Raw genomic sequence first — 15,240 nt, forward strand, 5'->3', positions numbered from 1 at the left:
TTTGCGAATACTTTTAATGCATTGGATCGATAGCACGTCCGCTGGCATAAGTACACGCCTGTTCTTCGATGGCCGCCTTCATGTCTCAGCCTCTGTTCGCCTCCAGCGCGTTCACCCGCACGATTCTCGCGCATGCTCGCCAGTCCGGGCTGTGCCCGCAACGCTTGATGACGCGCGTCGGGATCTGCCCGTCAGTGCTCGCCGGACAGCATCAATTGATCGCCGCACAAGCGCTTGAACGGTTGTGGCGTGAGTGTGAATGGGCCGGGGTAGCGCCGACGTTTGGCTGCGAACTGTCCGACGGGATGGCGACCGATTGCCTGCAAGGACTGAATATTCTGCTCGACTCGGCCGCGACCCTGCGGGCCAGTCTGAAGTGCTTCATTGACTGCTTGCCAAGGGTGATCAATTACGTTGCGGTGGAGTTGGTCGAGGCAGGCGACGTGGCTCGTTTGCGCCTGCGTTCGCTGCAGGGGCAGCTCCATCATTTCGCTCTGGATGCGGCGGCGATAACGCTGGTGCGCAACATTGCCCGTCGACTCGGCGGGGCGCCTGGAGATTTGTTTGTGAGTGTCAGCCTGCGCCCCGCGCAAATGGCCGGTGGCTGGCTGCGTGGAGTGGGTATCGCGGTGGAGCAAGGCGAGCATCTGTGCCTGACCTTGCCGCGCTCCAGGCTCGATCAGGCCTTGCTGGGCGCCAACCCGTTTCTGCACCAGAGCATGCTGCGCCACTGGCACGCTGCAACTTGCGCGCCTGCGCGTGAGGACAATCTGACGATGGCGCGGCACTGGCTGACGGCGGGCGATCAACCGATCGAACGGATCGCCGAGCGGCTGGGTTATCGCCAGCCGAGCAACTTTATCCGCGCGTTTCGCAAACAGTTCGGGATTACGCCGAAGCAGTTTCGGTTGAATCCCGGTCAGGCATGAGGGGCGTTTGGCCTAAGGCGTGACGATATTGAACTGCGGCCCGAACGTATCCAGGCTGCCCATCAATAATCCGAATTTCTGACCATTGCCCTGCAACTTCACCAGCCCTTTTTGCATCGCCGTCGGGAAGTCCAATTGCTTCAGGCTGATCTTCTCCAGCGTATCGCGGCTCAGGCTGACGCTCGCATCCGCCGCCGGATTCAAGCCGGCGCGGTGAGTCAGCACGCCGTTGCGCAGGGTCAGGGTGAAATCCTTTTGCACATCGTCGAACGTCCAGTTCAGCGTCAGGTCATGGGCCACGGCTTTGTCGCTGTCCAGGCGTACCGCGAGGTAATCGAAGAACATTTCCGGACTCATCGCCCGGACCATGTCCACCGATACGGTATTGGCAGACTGCGGTGGTACGCCGTTGCGCAGTTCCATCGCACCGGTCAGGTACATGTTGCGCCAGGTGGCGTTCTCGCTTTGATAACCCAACTGCTCCAGAGTCTCGGCTTGAGCGTTGCGGGCATCCGCGTTGTCCGGATCGGCGAACAGCAACTGGCTGCCCAACTGCGCGGCCCAGCGGTAGTCAGCGCTGGCCATCGCACTGCGCATTTTTTCCAGCACCGACGTGGCACCGCCCATGGCCTCGACCGAGCGTTTAGCCGCATCGACCGGCGGCAGCGGGTTGAGGTTGGCCGGGTTGCCGTCGTAGAAACCCATGTAGCGCTGATACACCGCGCGCGTATTGAAACTCAGCGAGCCGTAATAACCACGGGTGTACCACTTCTGATCGAGCGAGCCGGGCAGTTTCTTGATTGCTTCGGCAATTTCCAGCGGCGTCAGGCCCTGGTTGAGCAAGTGCAGGGTGCGGTCGTTGATGAAGGCGTACATGTCACGCTGATCGGCGAGCAAAGTACGAATGCGCTCACCACCCCAGGTCGGCCAGTTGTGTTGGGCGAACAGCACGTCCGCCTTGTCACCGTAGCGCATGAGGCTGTCATCGAGGTATTGCGACCAGGCTTTGGCATCGCGTACTTGCGCGCCGCGCGGGGTGAGGATGTTGTGCATCATCTGCGTGGCGTTTTCGGCCATGCACAAGGCTTTCAGCTGCGGCAGATAAAGGTTCATTTCCGCTGGCGCTTCGGTGCCCGGGGTCAGCTGGAATTCGACTTGCAGGCCAGCGATGGTGCGGGTTTCCAACGGCTCGGCAATCAGATCGGTAGGCGCGATCAGTGTGACCGTGCCACCGCTGGGCGCGCTCTTGCCGAGGCCAGCATCGACCTGACCTTTTTCACTGCGCGGCAACAGGCTGCCGAACTGGTACTGCGCGCGGCGGCTCATGGCATTGCCGGCCATGACGTTCTCGCTCATCACGTGTTCCATGAAGCCGACCGGCGCGTAGACCTTGACCTTGCCGGACTTGACATCGGCCTCGTCGATCACCCCGCGCACGCCGCCGAAATGATCGACATGGGTGTGGCTGTAGATCACCGCGACGACCGGTTTGCGCGGGCGATTGCCGTAGTACAGATCCAGCGCCGTCCTGGCGGTTTCGGCCATGGTCAGCGGATCGATGATGATCAGCCCGTCGTCACCTTCGATGATGGTCATGTTGGCGAGGTCGAGACCGCGTACCTGATACAGCTTGGGGCTGACCTCGAACAGACCGGCGTGGGCATTGAGTTGGGCCAGCCGCCACAGGCTCGGATTGACCGATTCCGGCGTCTTGTCTTTGGCGAGGAAATCATAGGCATTGACGTTCCAGATGACTTTGCCGGCGGCATCCTTGATCTGGCCCTTGAACGGTGCGATCAAGCCTTTGCTGACGGATTCGAAATCGGTGCGGTCGCTGAAAGGCAGGGTTTGCAGCACGGCAGCGTTGCTTGCGGCGGTTTGCACGCTTGGCGCCACCGGACCGTCAGCAGCGAGCAACGGCTGGCTCAGGCAAGCGGTGATCAGGCAGGTCAGCAGGCCACGCGGGCTCAGGATGAAACGGGGCATGGGTGTCTCCGGTTTTTTTATCGTTATGGCCGAACAGCCAGCAGCTTAGGGCGCGGCGCTGGGTTGACGATGATCATCAGCGGACAAAAACCATTCAGGGCCGCTATCCTAGGCCCAGGTTCACTGATCGGGTTTGCCCATGCTTGAGGTTCGCGACGTTTTCAAAAGCTATGCCACGCCACAGGGATTGTTGCCGGTGCTGCAAGGCGTCGACCTGACGCTGGAGGCCGGTGGCAGCCTGGCGCTGATGGGCGAATCGGGCAGTGGCAAAAGCACGCTGCTGCATCTGGTAGCGGGGCTGGACAAGGTCGACAGCGGCAGCATCCGCAGCGGTGAACATCGTCTGGAAGCCATGAGCGAAGCGCAACTGGCCAACTGGCGACGTACGGAAATCGGTCTGGTGTTTCAGCAGTTCAACCTGATCGGCAGTCTGCGCGTGGAAGACAATCTGGCCTTTCAGGCGCGCCTGGCCGGGCGCCATGAGCCGCGCTGGCAAGCGCATCTGGTGCAGCGTCTGGGTCTGGGCGATCTGCTCTCGCGGTATCCCGAGCAACTCTCCGGCGGTCAGCAGCAACGAGTCGCTTTGGGCCGAGCATTGGCTTCGCAGCCGAAATTGCTGTTGGCCGATGAACCCACCGGCAGCCTCGATGAAGCGACCAGCGATGAAGTGCTGCGGCTGTTGCTGGAATTGCTCGATGACACGCCGACGACCCTGCTGATGGTCACCCACAGTCAGCGCGTCGCGGCGCGATTGGCCCAGCGTGTGGTGTTGTCGAACGGGCGGGTCGCCTGATGATCTGGCGGCAAACCCTGCGCGCGCTGCTCAGCCACTGGCGGCGCCATCCCGTGCAGTTTTTCAGCGTGCTGACCGGGTTGTGGCTGGCCACCAGTCTGCTCACTGGCGTCGAGGCGCTGAACAGTCAGGCACGTGACAGCTACGCGCGGGCCAGCCAGATGATCGGCGGCGAACCGCAGGCCAGCCTCAGCACGCCGAATGGGGCGCTGTTTCCCCAGCGCTGGTTTATCGAATTGCGCCGTCAGGGCTGGCCGGTGTCGCCGGTGTTGCAGGGCCGGCTGACGCTCAAGGGTCACGAAGACCAGCGGATTCAGGTGATGGGCATCGAGCCGGTGTCGCTGCCGACGGATTCGGCAGTGGCCGGGCAGGCGATGCCGATCGAGCGCATCGTCGAATTTTTCAGCCCGCCGGGCAGCACCTGGATTTCTCCGGACACCCTGCAAATTCTCGGCTTGCGCGAAGGTGATACAGCGCAAACCGTAAACGGCCAAACCCTGCCGCCACTGCTCGCGCAGAAGGACATGGCGCCGGGCCTGTTGCTGGTCGACATCGGCGTAGCGCAGCGCCTGCTCGAACAACCCGAGCAATTGTCGCGATTGCTGCTGCCCAAAGACTTTCATCAAGAATTACCAGCGAGTTTCACCGATCGCTTGCAGCTCAAGAGCAGCGGCGAAGAAAACAACCTCGCGCGGCTGACCGAGAGCTTTCACCTCAATCTTGATGCCCTTGGATTTTTGTCATTTCTGGTCGGCCTGTTCATCGTCCACGCCGCCATCGGCCTCGCTCTGGAACAGCGCCGAGGTTTGCTGCGCACCTTGCGCGCCTGTGGCGTCAGTGCACGAATGCTGATCGCATGTCTGGTGGTTGAACTGGGTGTGCTGGCGCTGATCGGCGGATTGTTCGGTGTGATCAGCGGCTATTGGCTGGCCAGCGTGCTGCTGCCGGACGTCGCCGCCAGCCTGCGCGGTTTATATGGCGCGGAAGTGGCGGGGCAGTTGCGTTTGAGTCCCTGGTGGTGGTTCAGCGGCATCGGTCTGAGCCTGCTCGGCGCGTTGCTGGCCGGGGCCAACAGTCTGCTGCGGGCGGCGCGTCTGCCGTTGCTGGCGGTGGCCGATCCGCAGGCCTGGCATCAACAGTATTCGCGCTGGTTGCGCCGACAGGGTTGGCTGGCGACAGCGCTGCTGACAATTGCGCTGGCGGCGCTGATCTGGGGCGACAGCCTGAGCAGCGGTTTCGTGCTCATGGCCGGGCTGTTGCTCGGTGCCGCGCTGGCCTTGCCGGTGTTGCTCAGCGCGTTGTTGAACCCGTTGCTCGGGCGCAGTCGGTCGGTGCTCGGCCAGTGGTTTCTCGCCGACTGCCGCCAGCAACTGCCAGCCCTGAGTCTGGCGCTGATGGCGCTGCTGTTGGCGCTCGCCGCCAACATCGGCGCCGGCAGCATGACCGCCGGTTTTCGCCAGACCTTCAACGACTGGCTCGAACAACGCCTGAGCGCCGAGTTGTACGTCAACCCGGCCAACCCGGCGCAGGCCCGCGAGATGCACAGTTGGCTCAAGCAGCAGCGCAACGTGACCGCTGTGCTGCCCAACTGGCAGGTTTCGGTGACGCTGCAAGGCTGGCCGGCCGATGTCTACGGCATCATCGACCACTCGTACTATCGCCAGCATTGGCCGTTGCTCGACAGCAGTGGCAGCGATCCGTGGGGCAAACTGGCCACGGACGATGCGGTGATGCTCAGCGAACAACTGGCGCGACGCCTGAAAGTGAAGCCGGGCGAGCATCTGAACATTCCCACGCCGAACGGCACATGGTCGCCGCGCATCGTCGGCATCTACGCCGACTACGGCAATCCGAAGGGGCACGTGCTGATCAGCAGTGAGCACCTGCTGCGCGGATGGCCGCAACTCACGCCGAACCGCTTCAATCTGCGTATCGACCCAGCGCAGATTCCGGCGCTGCTCAACGCCTTGCAGGCGCGTTTTGCGCTGGATGACAACCGCATCGTCGATCAGGCGCGGCTCAAGGGCTGGTCGGTGCAAGTCTTTGAACGCACATTTGCTGCGACAGCAGCTTTGAACAGCCTGACCCTGGCCGTGGCGGGTGTGGCGCTGTTCATCAGTCTGCTCACTCAGAGCCAGAGTCGCCTCAGTCAGCTCGCACCGCTGTGGGCGCTGGGCGTTACACGCAAACAATTGATGCTGCTCAACCTCGGTCAGACCTGGCTGCTTGCCGTATTGACGTTGCTGTTGGCGCTGCCGTTGGGCATCGCCCTGGCGTGGTGCCTCGATGCGGTGATCAACGTGCAGGCGTTCGGCTGGCGACTGCCGCTGCGGGTGTTCCCGTTGCAGTTGTTGCAACTGATGGGCCTGGCCTTGCTCGCGACTTTACTGGCTTCGGCATGGCCGCTGTATTCGCTGTACCGCACACAACCGGCGGACTTGCTGAGGACGTTTGCCCATGAGGACTAAATGGCTCGTGCTGATGATTGCGCTGCTGCTGGCTGGCTGCGATCAGCCTGCACCGGAGGAAAAGGGCTTTGCCGGCATGGGCGATCAGGCGCAATCGTTCACCCCGGTGGTGCCCGGACGGGTATTCAGCTTCCCGGCCGATCATGGCGCGCATGATGGTTTTCGCATTGAGTGGTGGTACGTCACCGCCAACCTCAAGGATCAGCAGGGCAATGATTTCGGCGTGCAATGGACGCTGTTTCGCAGCGCCCTGAAACCCGTCGCCGAGCAGGCCGGTTGGGGCAACCAAACGATCTGGCTGGGCCATGCGGCAGTCACTTCGCGCTCGGTGCATCATGCCGCCGAGCGCTACGCCCGGGGCGGAGTAGGCCAGGCCGGCGTGCGCTTGGCGCCGTTCGAGGCGTGGATCGATGACTGGATGTTTGCCAGTCAGGCGCAGGATCCGTTGAGCGATATGCAACTCAGTGCTCGTGACAAGAATTTCGCTTATCAACTGCGCCTTACCTCCAGCCGACCGCTGGTGCTGCAGGGCGACAACGGTTTCAGCCAAAAATCCGAAGAAGGCCAGGCGTCGTATTACTACAGCCAGCCATTTTTCCAGGCCAGCGGCACGCTGCAGATCGACGGCCAGGCCTACACCGTTAGCGGCCCGGCGTGGCTCGATCGCGAGTGGAGCAGTCAGCCACTCACCGCCAATCAAACTGGCTGGGACTGGTTCTCGCTGCATCTGGACAGCGGCGAACACGTGATGCTTTATCGCATGCGGCAGAAGACCGGCGCGCCTTATCTGACCGGCACCTGGATCGCCGCTGACGGGCAGATTCAGACGTTGCGCAGCGAGCAGATCAGCCTTGTGCCGCAGGACACGGCAAAGGTTGCCGATCGACCGATGCCGGTGAAATGGTCGATCCGCATTCCTGACAAGAAACTCGATATCAGCGTTGACGCGATCAACCGCAATGCGTGGATGGATTTGCGTATCCCGTACTGGGAAGGGCCGGTGAAGATTGATGGCAGCCATCCTGGCCAAGGCTATCTGGAAATGACCGGATATTAACGGCGGCACCGCTTTCTTCCCTGTGGGAGCGAGCCTGCTCGCGAAAGCGTCAGCGCTGTGACCGCTGAGTTAACTGACTGGAACTCTCGCCAGCGCTCTCCGCTCTACCCAGAAACCCGCCATTTTCGGACTCACCCATGAGCGACGACCTGCAACCCCCAGACCTCGACACCTGGCAGCGCCTGTTCGACGATCAAGCCTACTGGCAGAACTCCCCTGACGCTCACTACCTCGATCTGCAACGCATCGCCGATGACCTGCTCGGCCAAGGCGCAATCGATCTTGAGCAATGGCAGTTGATGCGCGCCAAAGCCGACGATCTGCACAAGCAGTCACCCGAGGTCAACGTCGCCCGCGAACTCGAAGATCCCGAAGCCTGAGGACTCCTGCCATGAATACCACCAGCAACCAGAACGACAACCCCGACGAACCACGCCCGGTCGGCGAAACCGAGCGCGACAATGATGCCCTGCGCCCGACCGATCCCAAGCAGCGGCAGGACAGCGGCAAGGGTACGCCGAGTGGCGAATCCACTGCGCAAGAGACCGCCAAGCCACATACCCGTGGGCCACAAACCCAAGTCAAGCCCTGAACAGCGTCTATGCTCACTGGCACGCCTGCTGCTGAAGTCGTTTCGGCGGTGGGCGTCGCCATTTCATCACAGGGAAAGTAATGCATATGAAGCTCGACGCTCTGGCCAAGGCCATCACTCTCGCAACGCTGCTTTCTGCTGCCAGTTTCGGCGCTTTAGCTGCCGACATTCCGTTATCCGCCGTCGTTGAGGCCGATTCCGTTACCACCAAAGTGCTCGCCGTCGACCCGGCCAATCACCAGGTCGTGCTGGAAGGCCCCGAGGGACGTCAGGTCCACGTTCAGCTCAGCGACAAAGCGAAAAATCTCGCCAATCTCAAGGTGGGGGACCTGGTGAAGATCGAAGTGCAGCGGTCTGTCGCGGCTTATCTCGACACCGATGTAGATAAAGGTCTGCCGGGCACCACCGAACGTACCGGCGAACTGCGCAAGGCCCCGGGCAGCGATAACCCGGGCGGCGAGGGCTATCGTCAGGTTCAGGTGCAGCTGAAAATCAGCAAAATCGATTTGAAGACCAATCAGGTCACCCTCCAAGATCCGTCCGGACAATCGAAGACGCTCGATGTGAAGAAGCCGGAGATTCAGGCCAAGTTGAAAGATCTGAAAGTAGGGCAGAGCGTTATTGTCACTTATACCGATATCCTGAAAGTGACCAGTCAGCACGATAGTTGAGTATTAACTCTACAAGTTTATTGCTCTTGTACAACTTTATGTATGAGAGCAATCATATAAAGGTTTTTGTAAGACAATTCCCGGGATAAATCGGCAAAACACAGTTTTTAACTTTTCAGTGCAAAAATTTCATGTTTGCCCATGACGACAGGTCCACTTGTTTGAATTAAAATCCTCGGCGTTCGCCCAGTGTCAGGGCTCTTTACCGGTGCAAGGATTGCCAGGCCGTAACACTGGGCGAACTCCACTACTGGCGAAAGTTGTATACAGAATCTGCAAACAAAAAGGGCGACTTTGAAGTCGCCCTTTTTTATTGTTTTCGATCAAGTCGAAGCCTGCATACCGGTTTTGCCATGCTGCCCCTGCAAGCGCTTGAGTGTCTGCTGGTACATTTTTGTACGGCGGTGATCCTTGCCATACGTGCCTGCCGCCGCGACGGTGCCGGCCTGGATGTGATCCAGGTAGCGGAAAATCTTCCGCGGCGAGAGGAACCTGACGCCATAGCCCAACCCGACCATTCGATCCTGAAGCGTGTAACCAGGCACCTCCTCATCCATGCAGAAGTGCAGCCCGAGCGACTTCATCAAACGCGCATTCCACAGCGTACAGAAACTTTTCAGATGCGTTTCTTTATACGGGCGTGGTGGTTTCGAACGCAGGCCGAAATGAACTTTTAGCCGACGAACATGATGTTTGCAGAACCGCGAAGTTAACCGCCAGGTGTCTCGCAGCCACCCACGATCAAGTTGCTCAACACAACCCACCGCCGCCATGTCCGCACTTTTCGTGCATTCGCGCATCATCATCGCGAACACTTCCATGTCGTAGACAAAGGTATCGGTGTGCAGCAGAAACAAATAATCGGTCTCAACTTTCGCCAAGGCCAGATCCAGCGCCTTGCCATGGGCAATATGCCCCATTTCCTTACCGGGCGACGGCCGCTCGATCAGATTGATCCAGTCCAGCGAACGCAAATAATCGAGGCTGGCATCCGCCGAATCGTTATCCACCACCCACACTGGAATGCCCTGCGCCTGAACATGCTCGCGCAACAGTTCCAGACACATGCGGGTGATGTCCGGAGTTTTGTAATTGACCAGAACAAGACTGAAGTTGGGATGCGGCTGGGTAGGCAGATCGAAGGCTTTCATGTCGGAGGGACTCATCACGGCTCAAGACGACAGGTTGATGAGCCGGGATGCTAGCGGGGGAAGCTTAGGTGAAGCTTAATTTGCCGATCTGATTGGTTTGTGAAAACAAGCGGGATAATTCAGATCCGACATTGTTTTCCAATAGATGCAGCGACCATTTGGTTTTGTCGCTTGTCCTGAACGGCGGTCCATCCGCAAAACCTGTGGGAGCGAGCCTGCTCGCGAAGGCGTCTTTCCACTCACATCATCGGCGACTGTTACACCGCTATCGCGAGCAGGCTCACTCCTACAATAGAACGGCGCAAATTCAGGTCAGTTTGATCCGCAGCACTTCGGCACATTCCTCAATCGACCGCCGTTGCGTCTCGGCGTACAACCCCAACTCTTCAATGGTCGAACGCCCCAGCGCCTGTTCGAAAGCATGTCGATTGGAGTGTTCGGCGTAATGCGCCTGTGCGGCATCCCCCAAGTTCGACTGAAAAATCCCCGCCGCGCTCACCGGCAGGAAATCTTCGTACACCAGCGGCTCCGCTTTCACGTAGCCATCGCGCAGCAAGTCCTCCAGGGACGATTCGCCAAGTCCGTGCGGCGCGATGCCCTTTTCCGTAGCGAAAAAACGAAAGTACGCCAGCCCCTGTTCGCGCATGCCCTCGATGCTGTCAGGAAATTCGGCAAAGTGCTGCGTCATCAGCGCGTTGTAGCGTGCGGCATTGGCTTCATTGGGGAAGTCGCCCAGTTCATCGCGAGCGGCATTCAACAGGCGGTCATACAACGCGCGACCCTTGGGCGTGAGGGCGGCGCCGCGTTGTTCGATTTCGCCGAAGCGCGCGCTGTGGCTGCCACGGGTTTCGGGCTGATCGGTGAAGGCGATCGGCTCGTCCAGCGCTTTGAAGCTGGTCTGGCGCAGCAGGATCGGGCAATTGCGGCGTGGTGGACCTTCGATCACCGCTTTGGGTGTGATGCCATGGGCAGGCATCTGCTCCTGAACGGTGTCGATGTCCAGCGTGCGCGGGGTCAGGTGGTTGATATGCGGGCCTTTGAACGCAACGACATCGGCGATCAAGCGGTGCTGGGCGCTGAGTTTCTGGTACTGCGCGGCGCTGACGGTGGCGCTGTGGTGCCAGCGAAAAGTCTCCAGGGCCTGTCGGACGAATTCTGCGGCTTCGTCGTCATTCAGTCCGCCTGCCGTTTCCGCCTGTTCAATCAGGCGCAACGCCTCTTCAGTAAAAATCGAACGACGGGCCAGTACCGACTCGGCAAACGAACGCAATTCGGCGTCTTCAATCAGCTCCAGGCGCAGCAACGAGGTGAACACGCGAAACGGGCTGACCTGCAGCGCTTCTTCATGCACCGCGCGAAACGCCGTTGAATGCACCGGCACACCGGCCGGGGTCAGGTCGTAATAACCCACTGGTTGCATGCCCATCACCGCGAACAGGCGGGCGAGGGTAGCCAGTTCGCTCGCGGTGCCGACGCGAATGGCGCCGTGGCGTTCCATGTCCAGGCGTTCGATTTCGCCGGTGCGCTTGAGCTGTCCGGCGATGTCAGGCTGACGTGCCAGCACTTCGCGATTGGTTTTTTCTACCAGTTCCATCAGCGCGCCGTACAGCGGCACCTCTTCGCGGTACATGTCGGACATCGCTCGGGAGAAGCGTTGGCGGATCAGGTCGGGGCTGACGAACGGCTGCACGGTCATGAAAAAAATTCCTGCCACGGTGACGAAATGGATGCCCGAAAAGATCGCAGCCTTCGCCCACGCGGGCAAACGAAGAATCCTACGAACTTCATTCTGCCAACGACTGATCCACCAGCTCGACCCAGTGTCTGACCGGCGTGCGCCCGGCGCTCGCCAGATGGCTCTGACAGCCCACATTGGAAGTGACGATCAACTCGGGCCGGCCGCTTTCCAGAGCGTTGAGTCGCTGGTCACGCAGTTGCCGCGCCAGCACCGGTTGGGTCAGCGAGTAGGTGCCCGCCGAGCCGCAGCACAAATGGCCGTCCGGCACTGGTGTGAGGTTGAAGCCGAGTCGGGTCAGCACGGCTTCCACGGCGCCGCCGAGTTTCAGTGCGTGCTGCAAAGTGCACGGGCAATGCACGGCGATGCGTCGTTCGCTGGCGGCGCACACTTGCTCCAGCGGTTCCTCGGCGATGATTTGCACCAGATCCCGAGTCATTTCGCTGATCCGCCGTGCTTTCGAGGCGTAGATCGGGTCGTCCGCCAGCAAATGCCCGTAATCCTTGATGAACGCGCCGCAACCACTGGCCGTCTGCACGATGGCTTCGGCGCCGTTCTGCAGATGCGGCCACCAGGCGTCGATGTTCTGCCGAGCGCGGTCGAGACCTTTGCCCTGAGCGTCGAGGTGATAGTCGAGGGCGCCGCAGCAACCGGCCTCGCTCACCGGAGTGACGCTGATGCCCAAGCGATCGAGCACCCGCGCGGTCGCGTCATTGGTATTCGGTGACAGGCCCGGTTGCACGCAGCCTTCGAGCAATAACACTCGGCGCGGATGCCGAGGAGCGGGACGCGACCCCATAACACCCAAGTGCTGCGGCAATTTGCTTTCCAGCAGGCGCGGCAGCAGTGGTCGAAAGGTCGCGCCCATGCGCAGCAAGCCTTTGAACAGCCCCGGATTCGGCGCCAGCGCGCGCAAGCCTTCGCGCAGCAAGCGCTGAGCGGCAGGGCGCGGCACCGCGCTGTCGACTACCGCGCGGCCAATGTCGAGCAGGTTGTGATAATCGACGCCGGACGGGCAGGTGGTTTCGCAGTTGCGGCACGACAGGCAGCGATCCAGATGCAGTTGCGTCTGCTCGGTGGCCGGTGCGCCTTCCAGCACTTGCTTGATCAGATAAATGCGCCCGCGCGGGCCATCGAGTTCATCGCCGAGCAATTGATAGGTCGGGCACGTCGCGTTGCAGAAGCCGCAATGCACGCAGGTGCGCAGGATCTTTTCCGCTTCGCCTGCGCGGGGCAGTTGGCGCGATTGCTCGCTGAGGGTGGTTTGCATGGCTAAACCTCCGCGTACATTCGCCCGGGGTTGAACAGCCCTTGCGGGTCGAGTTGTGCCTTGAGTTGCCGGTGGTAGCGCAACAGGGTTGGCGCCAAGGGTTGAAACGGCGAGTCGGTGGCACCGTGGGTAAAGCACGTTGCATGGCCGCCCAAGGAATGGGCGAGTGCGTGAATCTCAGAGCTTTCGGATTTCACCCAGCGTTGCGCGCCGGCCCAGTCGATCAGTTGCTCGCCGGGCAACTCGAGAGGGCCGAGATTGTTCGGCAATGACAGGCGCCACAGCGGCAAACCTTCGTCGAAAAAACTCAGGCGCTGTTCGTTGAGGTCGCGCCAGAAAACCGAGTCCAACGGCTCACCACCGAGCCGTTGATGCGCCGCCGTTACCGAACCTTCGCCGCCTTCCAGACGCAGATACAGACTCTGGCCATCGTGACATGCCGCGCTGATCGGCAGCGGTTGCTGGCCCCATTCGGCAAGTTTGCTCAAGGCCCGAGCGCAGTCGATATCAAGGCGAATGCTCAAGCACTGGCGCGGTTTCGGCAGGACTTTCAGCGACACTTCGGTGAGCACGCCGAGGCAACCGAAACTGCCGGCCATTAGTCGCGACAGGTCATAACCGGCGACGTTTTTCATCACTTCGCCGCCGAAGCGCAGATGTTGACCGAGGCCGGTGATAACCCGCGTGCCGAGAACGAAGTCGCGTACCGAGCCGGACCACGGCCGGCGTGGCCCGGACAGTCCCGTGGCGACCATACCGCCGACCGTGGCGCTGTCGGCGAAGGACGGCGGTTCACAGGGCAACATTTGCCCGGCCTCATCCAGCGCCGCAAGCAGCTCGGACAACGGCGTGCCGGCACGTGCGGTGACCACCAACTCGGTCGGATCGTACTGAACGATGCCGCGATGAGCACGGGTGTCGAGCACTTCGCCGGCCACCTCGCGACCGAGAAACGCCTTGCTGTTGCCGCCCTGAATCTTCAGCGGCGTGGCATTGGCCCGCGCGGCGTTGACCTGATCGAGCAGGGCGTTGGCGGCATCGAAATCAGCCATCAGAATCGCTCCAGCTCGGGGAAGGGCAGTTGCCCGGCGTGAATGTGCATCGCGCCGAATTCGGCGCAGCGATGCAGGGTCGGAATGTTCTTGCCGGGATTGAGCAGGCCCTGCGGATCGAACGCGGCTTTCACCGCATGAAACAGCAGTAACTCGTCGCTGTTGAACTGCGCGCACATCTGATTGATTTTTTCGCGGCCGACGCCGTGCTCGCCGGTGATGCTGCCGCCTACCTTGACGCACAGTTCGAGGATCTTGCCGCCCAACGCCTCGGCCCGATGCAGCTCCCCTGGCTGGTTGGCGTCGAACAGAATCAGCGGATGCATGTTGCCGTCGCCGGCATGGAACACGTTGGCCACGCGCAAGCCATATTCCTCGCCGAGGCTGGCGATACCTTGCAGCACAGCGGGCAATTCGCGGCGCGGGATGGTGCCGTCCATGCAGTAATAATCCGGCGACAACCGGCCGATCGCCGGAAACGCGTTTTTGCGCCCGGCCCAGAAACGCACACGCTCGGCCTCGTCCTGGGCCTGGCGCACTTCAGTGGCGCCGGCCGCTGTCATGACTTCCCGTACGCGCTGGCAATCGTCGTGCACGTCGGCTTCGACGCCGTCGAGTTCGCACAACAGAATCGCCTCGGCGTCGACCGGGTAACCGGCGTGGATAAAGTCTTCGGCGGCGCGAATGGCCAGGTTGTCCATCATTTCCAGACCACCCGGAATGATCCCGGCAGCGATGATTTCGGCAACCGCGCGGCCGGCCTTCTCGACTGAATCGAAACTGCCGAGCAGGACCTTGGCGACTTGCGGTTTGGGCAGCAGTTTCACCGTGACTTCGGTGATGATCCCCAGCAGGCCTTCGGAGCCGGTGAACAAGGCGAGCAGGTCAAAACCGGCTGAATCGAGCGCCTCGGAGCCCAGCGTCAGACGTTCGCCCTCGATGGTCAGTACTTCGATTTTCAACACGTTGTGCACGGTCAGGCCGTACTTGAGGCAATGCACGCCACCAGCGTTTTCCGCGACGTTGCCGCCGATCGAGCAGGCGATCTGCGATGACGGATCCGGCGCGTAATACAAACCGAACGGCGCCGCCGCTTGAGATATGGCGAGGTTGCGCACACCCGGCTGAACCCGCGCGATACGTGCAGCGGGGTCGATGTGCAGGATGTTGTTGAATCGCGCCATCACCAGCAGCAGGCCCTTTTCCAGTGGCAGGGCGCCGCCGGACAACCCAGTGCCGGCACCCCGCGCGACCACGGGCACGTTGTTCTGATGGCAGAGTTTCAGCAGGGTTTGCACTTGCTCCAGGCGCCGGGGCAGGGCGACCAGCATCGGCGTGGTGCGGTAGGCGGAGAGACCGTCGCATTCGTAGGGTTTGAGTTCATCTTCGCGCCAGAGGATGTCCAGGTCCGGCAGGGCTTGTTGCAGGGCCTTGAGCAATTCGCCCTTGTTCACCTCGGGCAACGGACCGTCGAGGCGTTCGTCGTAAAGAATGTTCATGGGAACGCCAACCTTCTGTCTCCGCTGATCGTTCCCA

The 15,240-nt window shown here is 61.0% G+C and carries 13 protein-coding genes; 7 read left to right on the plus strand and 6 right to left on the minus strand.

The genetic code is table 11. From position 1 onward, the window contains the following. Positions 1–80 precede the first annotated feature (80 nt). The gene (locus J2Y39_RS05280) at positions 81–929 is read left to right on the plus strand and encodes a helix-turn-helix domain-containing protein (RefSeq protein ID WP_310215568.1); all 849 of its coding nucleotides are present in this window, start codon (positions 81–83) and stop codon (positions 927–929) included. Positions 930–941: 12 nt separating this feature from the next. Here J2Y39_RS05280 and J2Y39_RS05285 read toward each other — a convergent pair whose 3' ends face one another. Beyond that, a complete protein-coding gene (locus J2Y39_RS05285; protein WP_310215571.1) occupies positions 942–2,915 on the minus strand; it encodes an alkyl sulfatase dimerization domain-containing protein in 1,974 nt (657 codons plus the stop codon). Between the two features lie 139 nt (positions 2,916–3,054). Between J2Y39_RS05285 and J2Y39_RS05290 the strand changes: the two genes are divergently transcribed. From J2Y39_RS05290 to J2Y39_RS05315, 6 genes are all read left to right on the plus strand, one after another. Further along, positions 3,055–3,708 carry an ABC transporter ATP-binding protein gene (locus J2Y39_RS05290; protein WP_016774109.1) on the plus strand — a complete coding sequence of 218 codons (654 nt, stop codon included), beginning with the start codon at positions 3,055–3,057 and terminating at the stop codon, positions 3,706–3,708. Beyond that, on the plus strand, positions 3,708–6,176 hold the full coding sequence (locus J2Y39_RS05295; protein WP_409037397.1) for an ABC transporter permease: 2,469 nt from the start codon (positions 3,708–3,710) through the stop codon (positions 6,174–6,176). Before J2Y39_RS05290 ends, J2Y39_RS05295 begins: the two co-directional genes overlap by 1 nt. Beyond that, entirely contained in the window at positions 6,166–7,233 is a 1,068-nt protein-coding gene (locus tag J2Y39_RS05300) for a lipocalin-like domain-containing protein (protein ID WP_310215575.1), read from the plus strand. The genes J2Y39_RS05295 and J2Y39_RS05300 overlap by 11 nt, the downstream gene beginning before the upstream one ends. Before the next feature lie 137 nt (positions 7,234–7,370). Further along, the gene (locus J2Y39_RS05305; protein ID WP_056784562.1) at positions 7,371–7,613 is read left to right on the plus strand and encodes a hypothetical protein; all 243 of its coding nucleotides are present in this window, start codon (positions 7,371–7,373) and stop codon (positions 7,611–7,613) included. Positions 7,614–7,624: 11 nt separating this feature from the next. Continuing rightward, positions 7,625–7,825, plus strand: a complete 201-nt coding sequence (locus tag J2Y39_RS05310; RefSeq protein WP_310215578.1) for a hypothetical protein — start codon at positions 7,625–7,627, stop codon at positions 7,823–7,825. Between the two features lie 86 nt (positions 7,826–7,911). After that, positions 7,912–8,496, plus strand: a complete 585-nt coding sequence (locus tag J2Y39_RS05315; protein WP_252883546.1) for a hypothetical protein — start codon at positions 7,912–7,914, stop codon at positions 8,494–8,496. A 323-nt stretch (positions 8,497–8,819) separates the two neighbouring features. Here the strand turns inward: J2Y39_RS05315 and J2Y39_RS05320 are convergent, their stop codons facing one another. From J2Y39_RS05320 to glcD, 5 genes are all read right to left on the minus strand, one after another. Continuing rightward, positions 8,820–9,647, minus strand: coding sequence for a glycosyltransferase family 2 protein (locus J2Y39_RS05320; RefSeq protein WP_095179545.1), 828 nt, complete (start codon positions 9,645–9,647; stop codon positions 8,820–8,822). A 307-nt stretch (positions 9,648–9,954) separates the two neighbouring features. Next, positions 9,955–11,343, minus strand: coding sequence for a VOC family protein (locus J2Y39_RS05325; RefSeq protein ID WP_310215581.1), 1,389 nt, complete (start codon positions 11,341–11,343; stop codon positions 9,955–9,957). Between the two features lie 88 nt (positions 11,344–11,431). After that, on the minus strand, positions 11,432–12,652 hold the full coding sequence (glcF, locus tag J2Y39_RS05330) for a glycolate oxidase subunit GlcF (RefSeq protein ID WP_310215583.1): 1,221 nt from the start codon (positions 12,650–12,652) through the stop codon (positions 11,432–11,434). Between the two features lie 2 nt (positions 12,653–12,654). Next, positions 12,655–13,704, minus strand: coding sequence for a glycolate oxidase subunit GlcE (glcE, locus tag J2Y39_RS05335; RefSeq protein ID WP_252877848.1), 1,050 nt, complete (start codon positions 13,702–13,704; stop codon positions 12,655–12,657). Continuing rightward, positions 13,704–15,203 (minus strand): glycolate oxidase subunit GlcD, encoded by a 1,500-nt coding sequence (gene glcD, locus J2Y39_RS05340; protein WP_122880115.1) that lies wholly within the window; start codon positions 15,201–15,203, stop codon positions 13,704–13,706. The genes glcE and glcD overlap by 1 nt, the downstream gene beginning before the upstream one ends. Between the last annotated feature and the right edge of the window lie 37 nt (positions 15,204–15,240).

It is taken from the genome of Pseudomonas sp. 2957, assembly GCF_031456345.1.
Classification (GTDB): domain Bacteria; phylum Pseudomonadota; class Gammaproteobacteria; order Pseudomonadales; family Pseudomonadaceae; genus Aquipseudomonas; species Aquipseudomonas siliginis.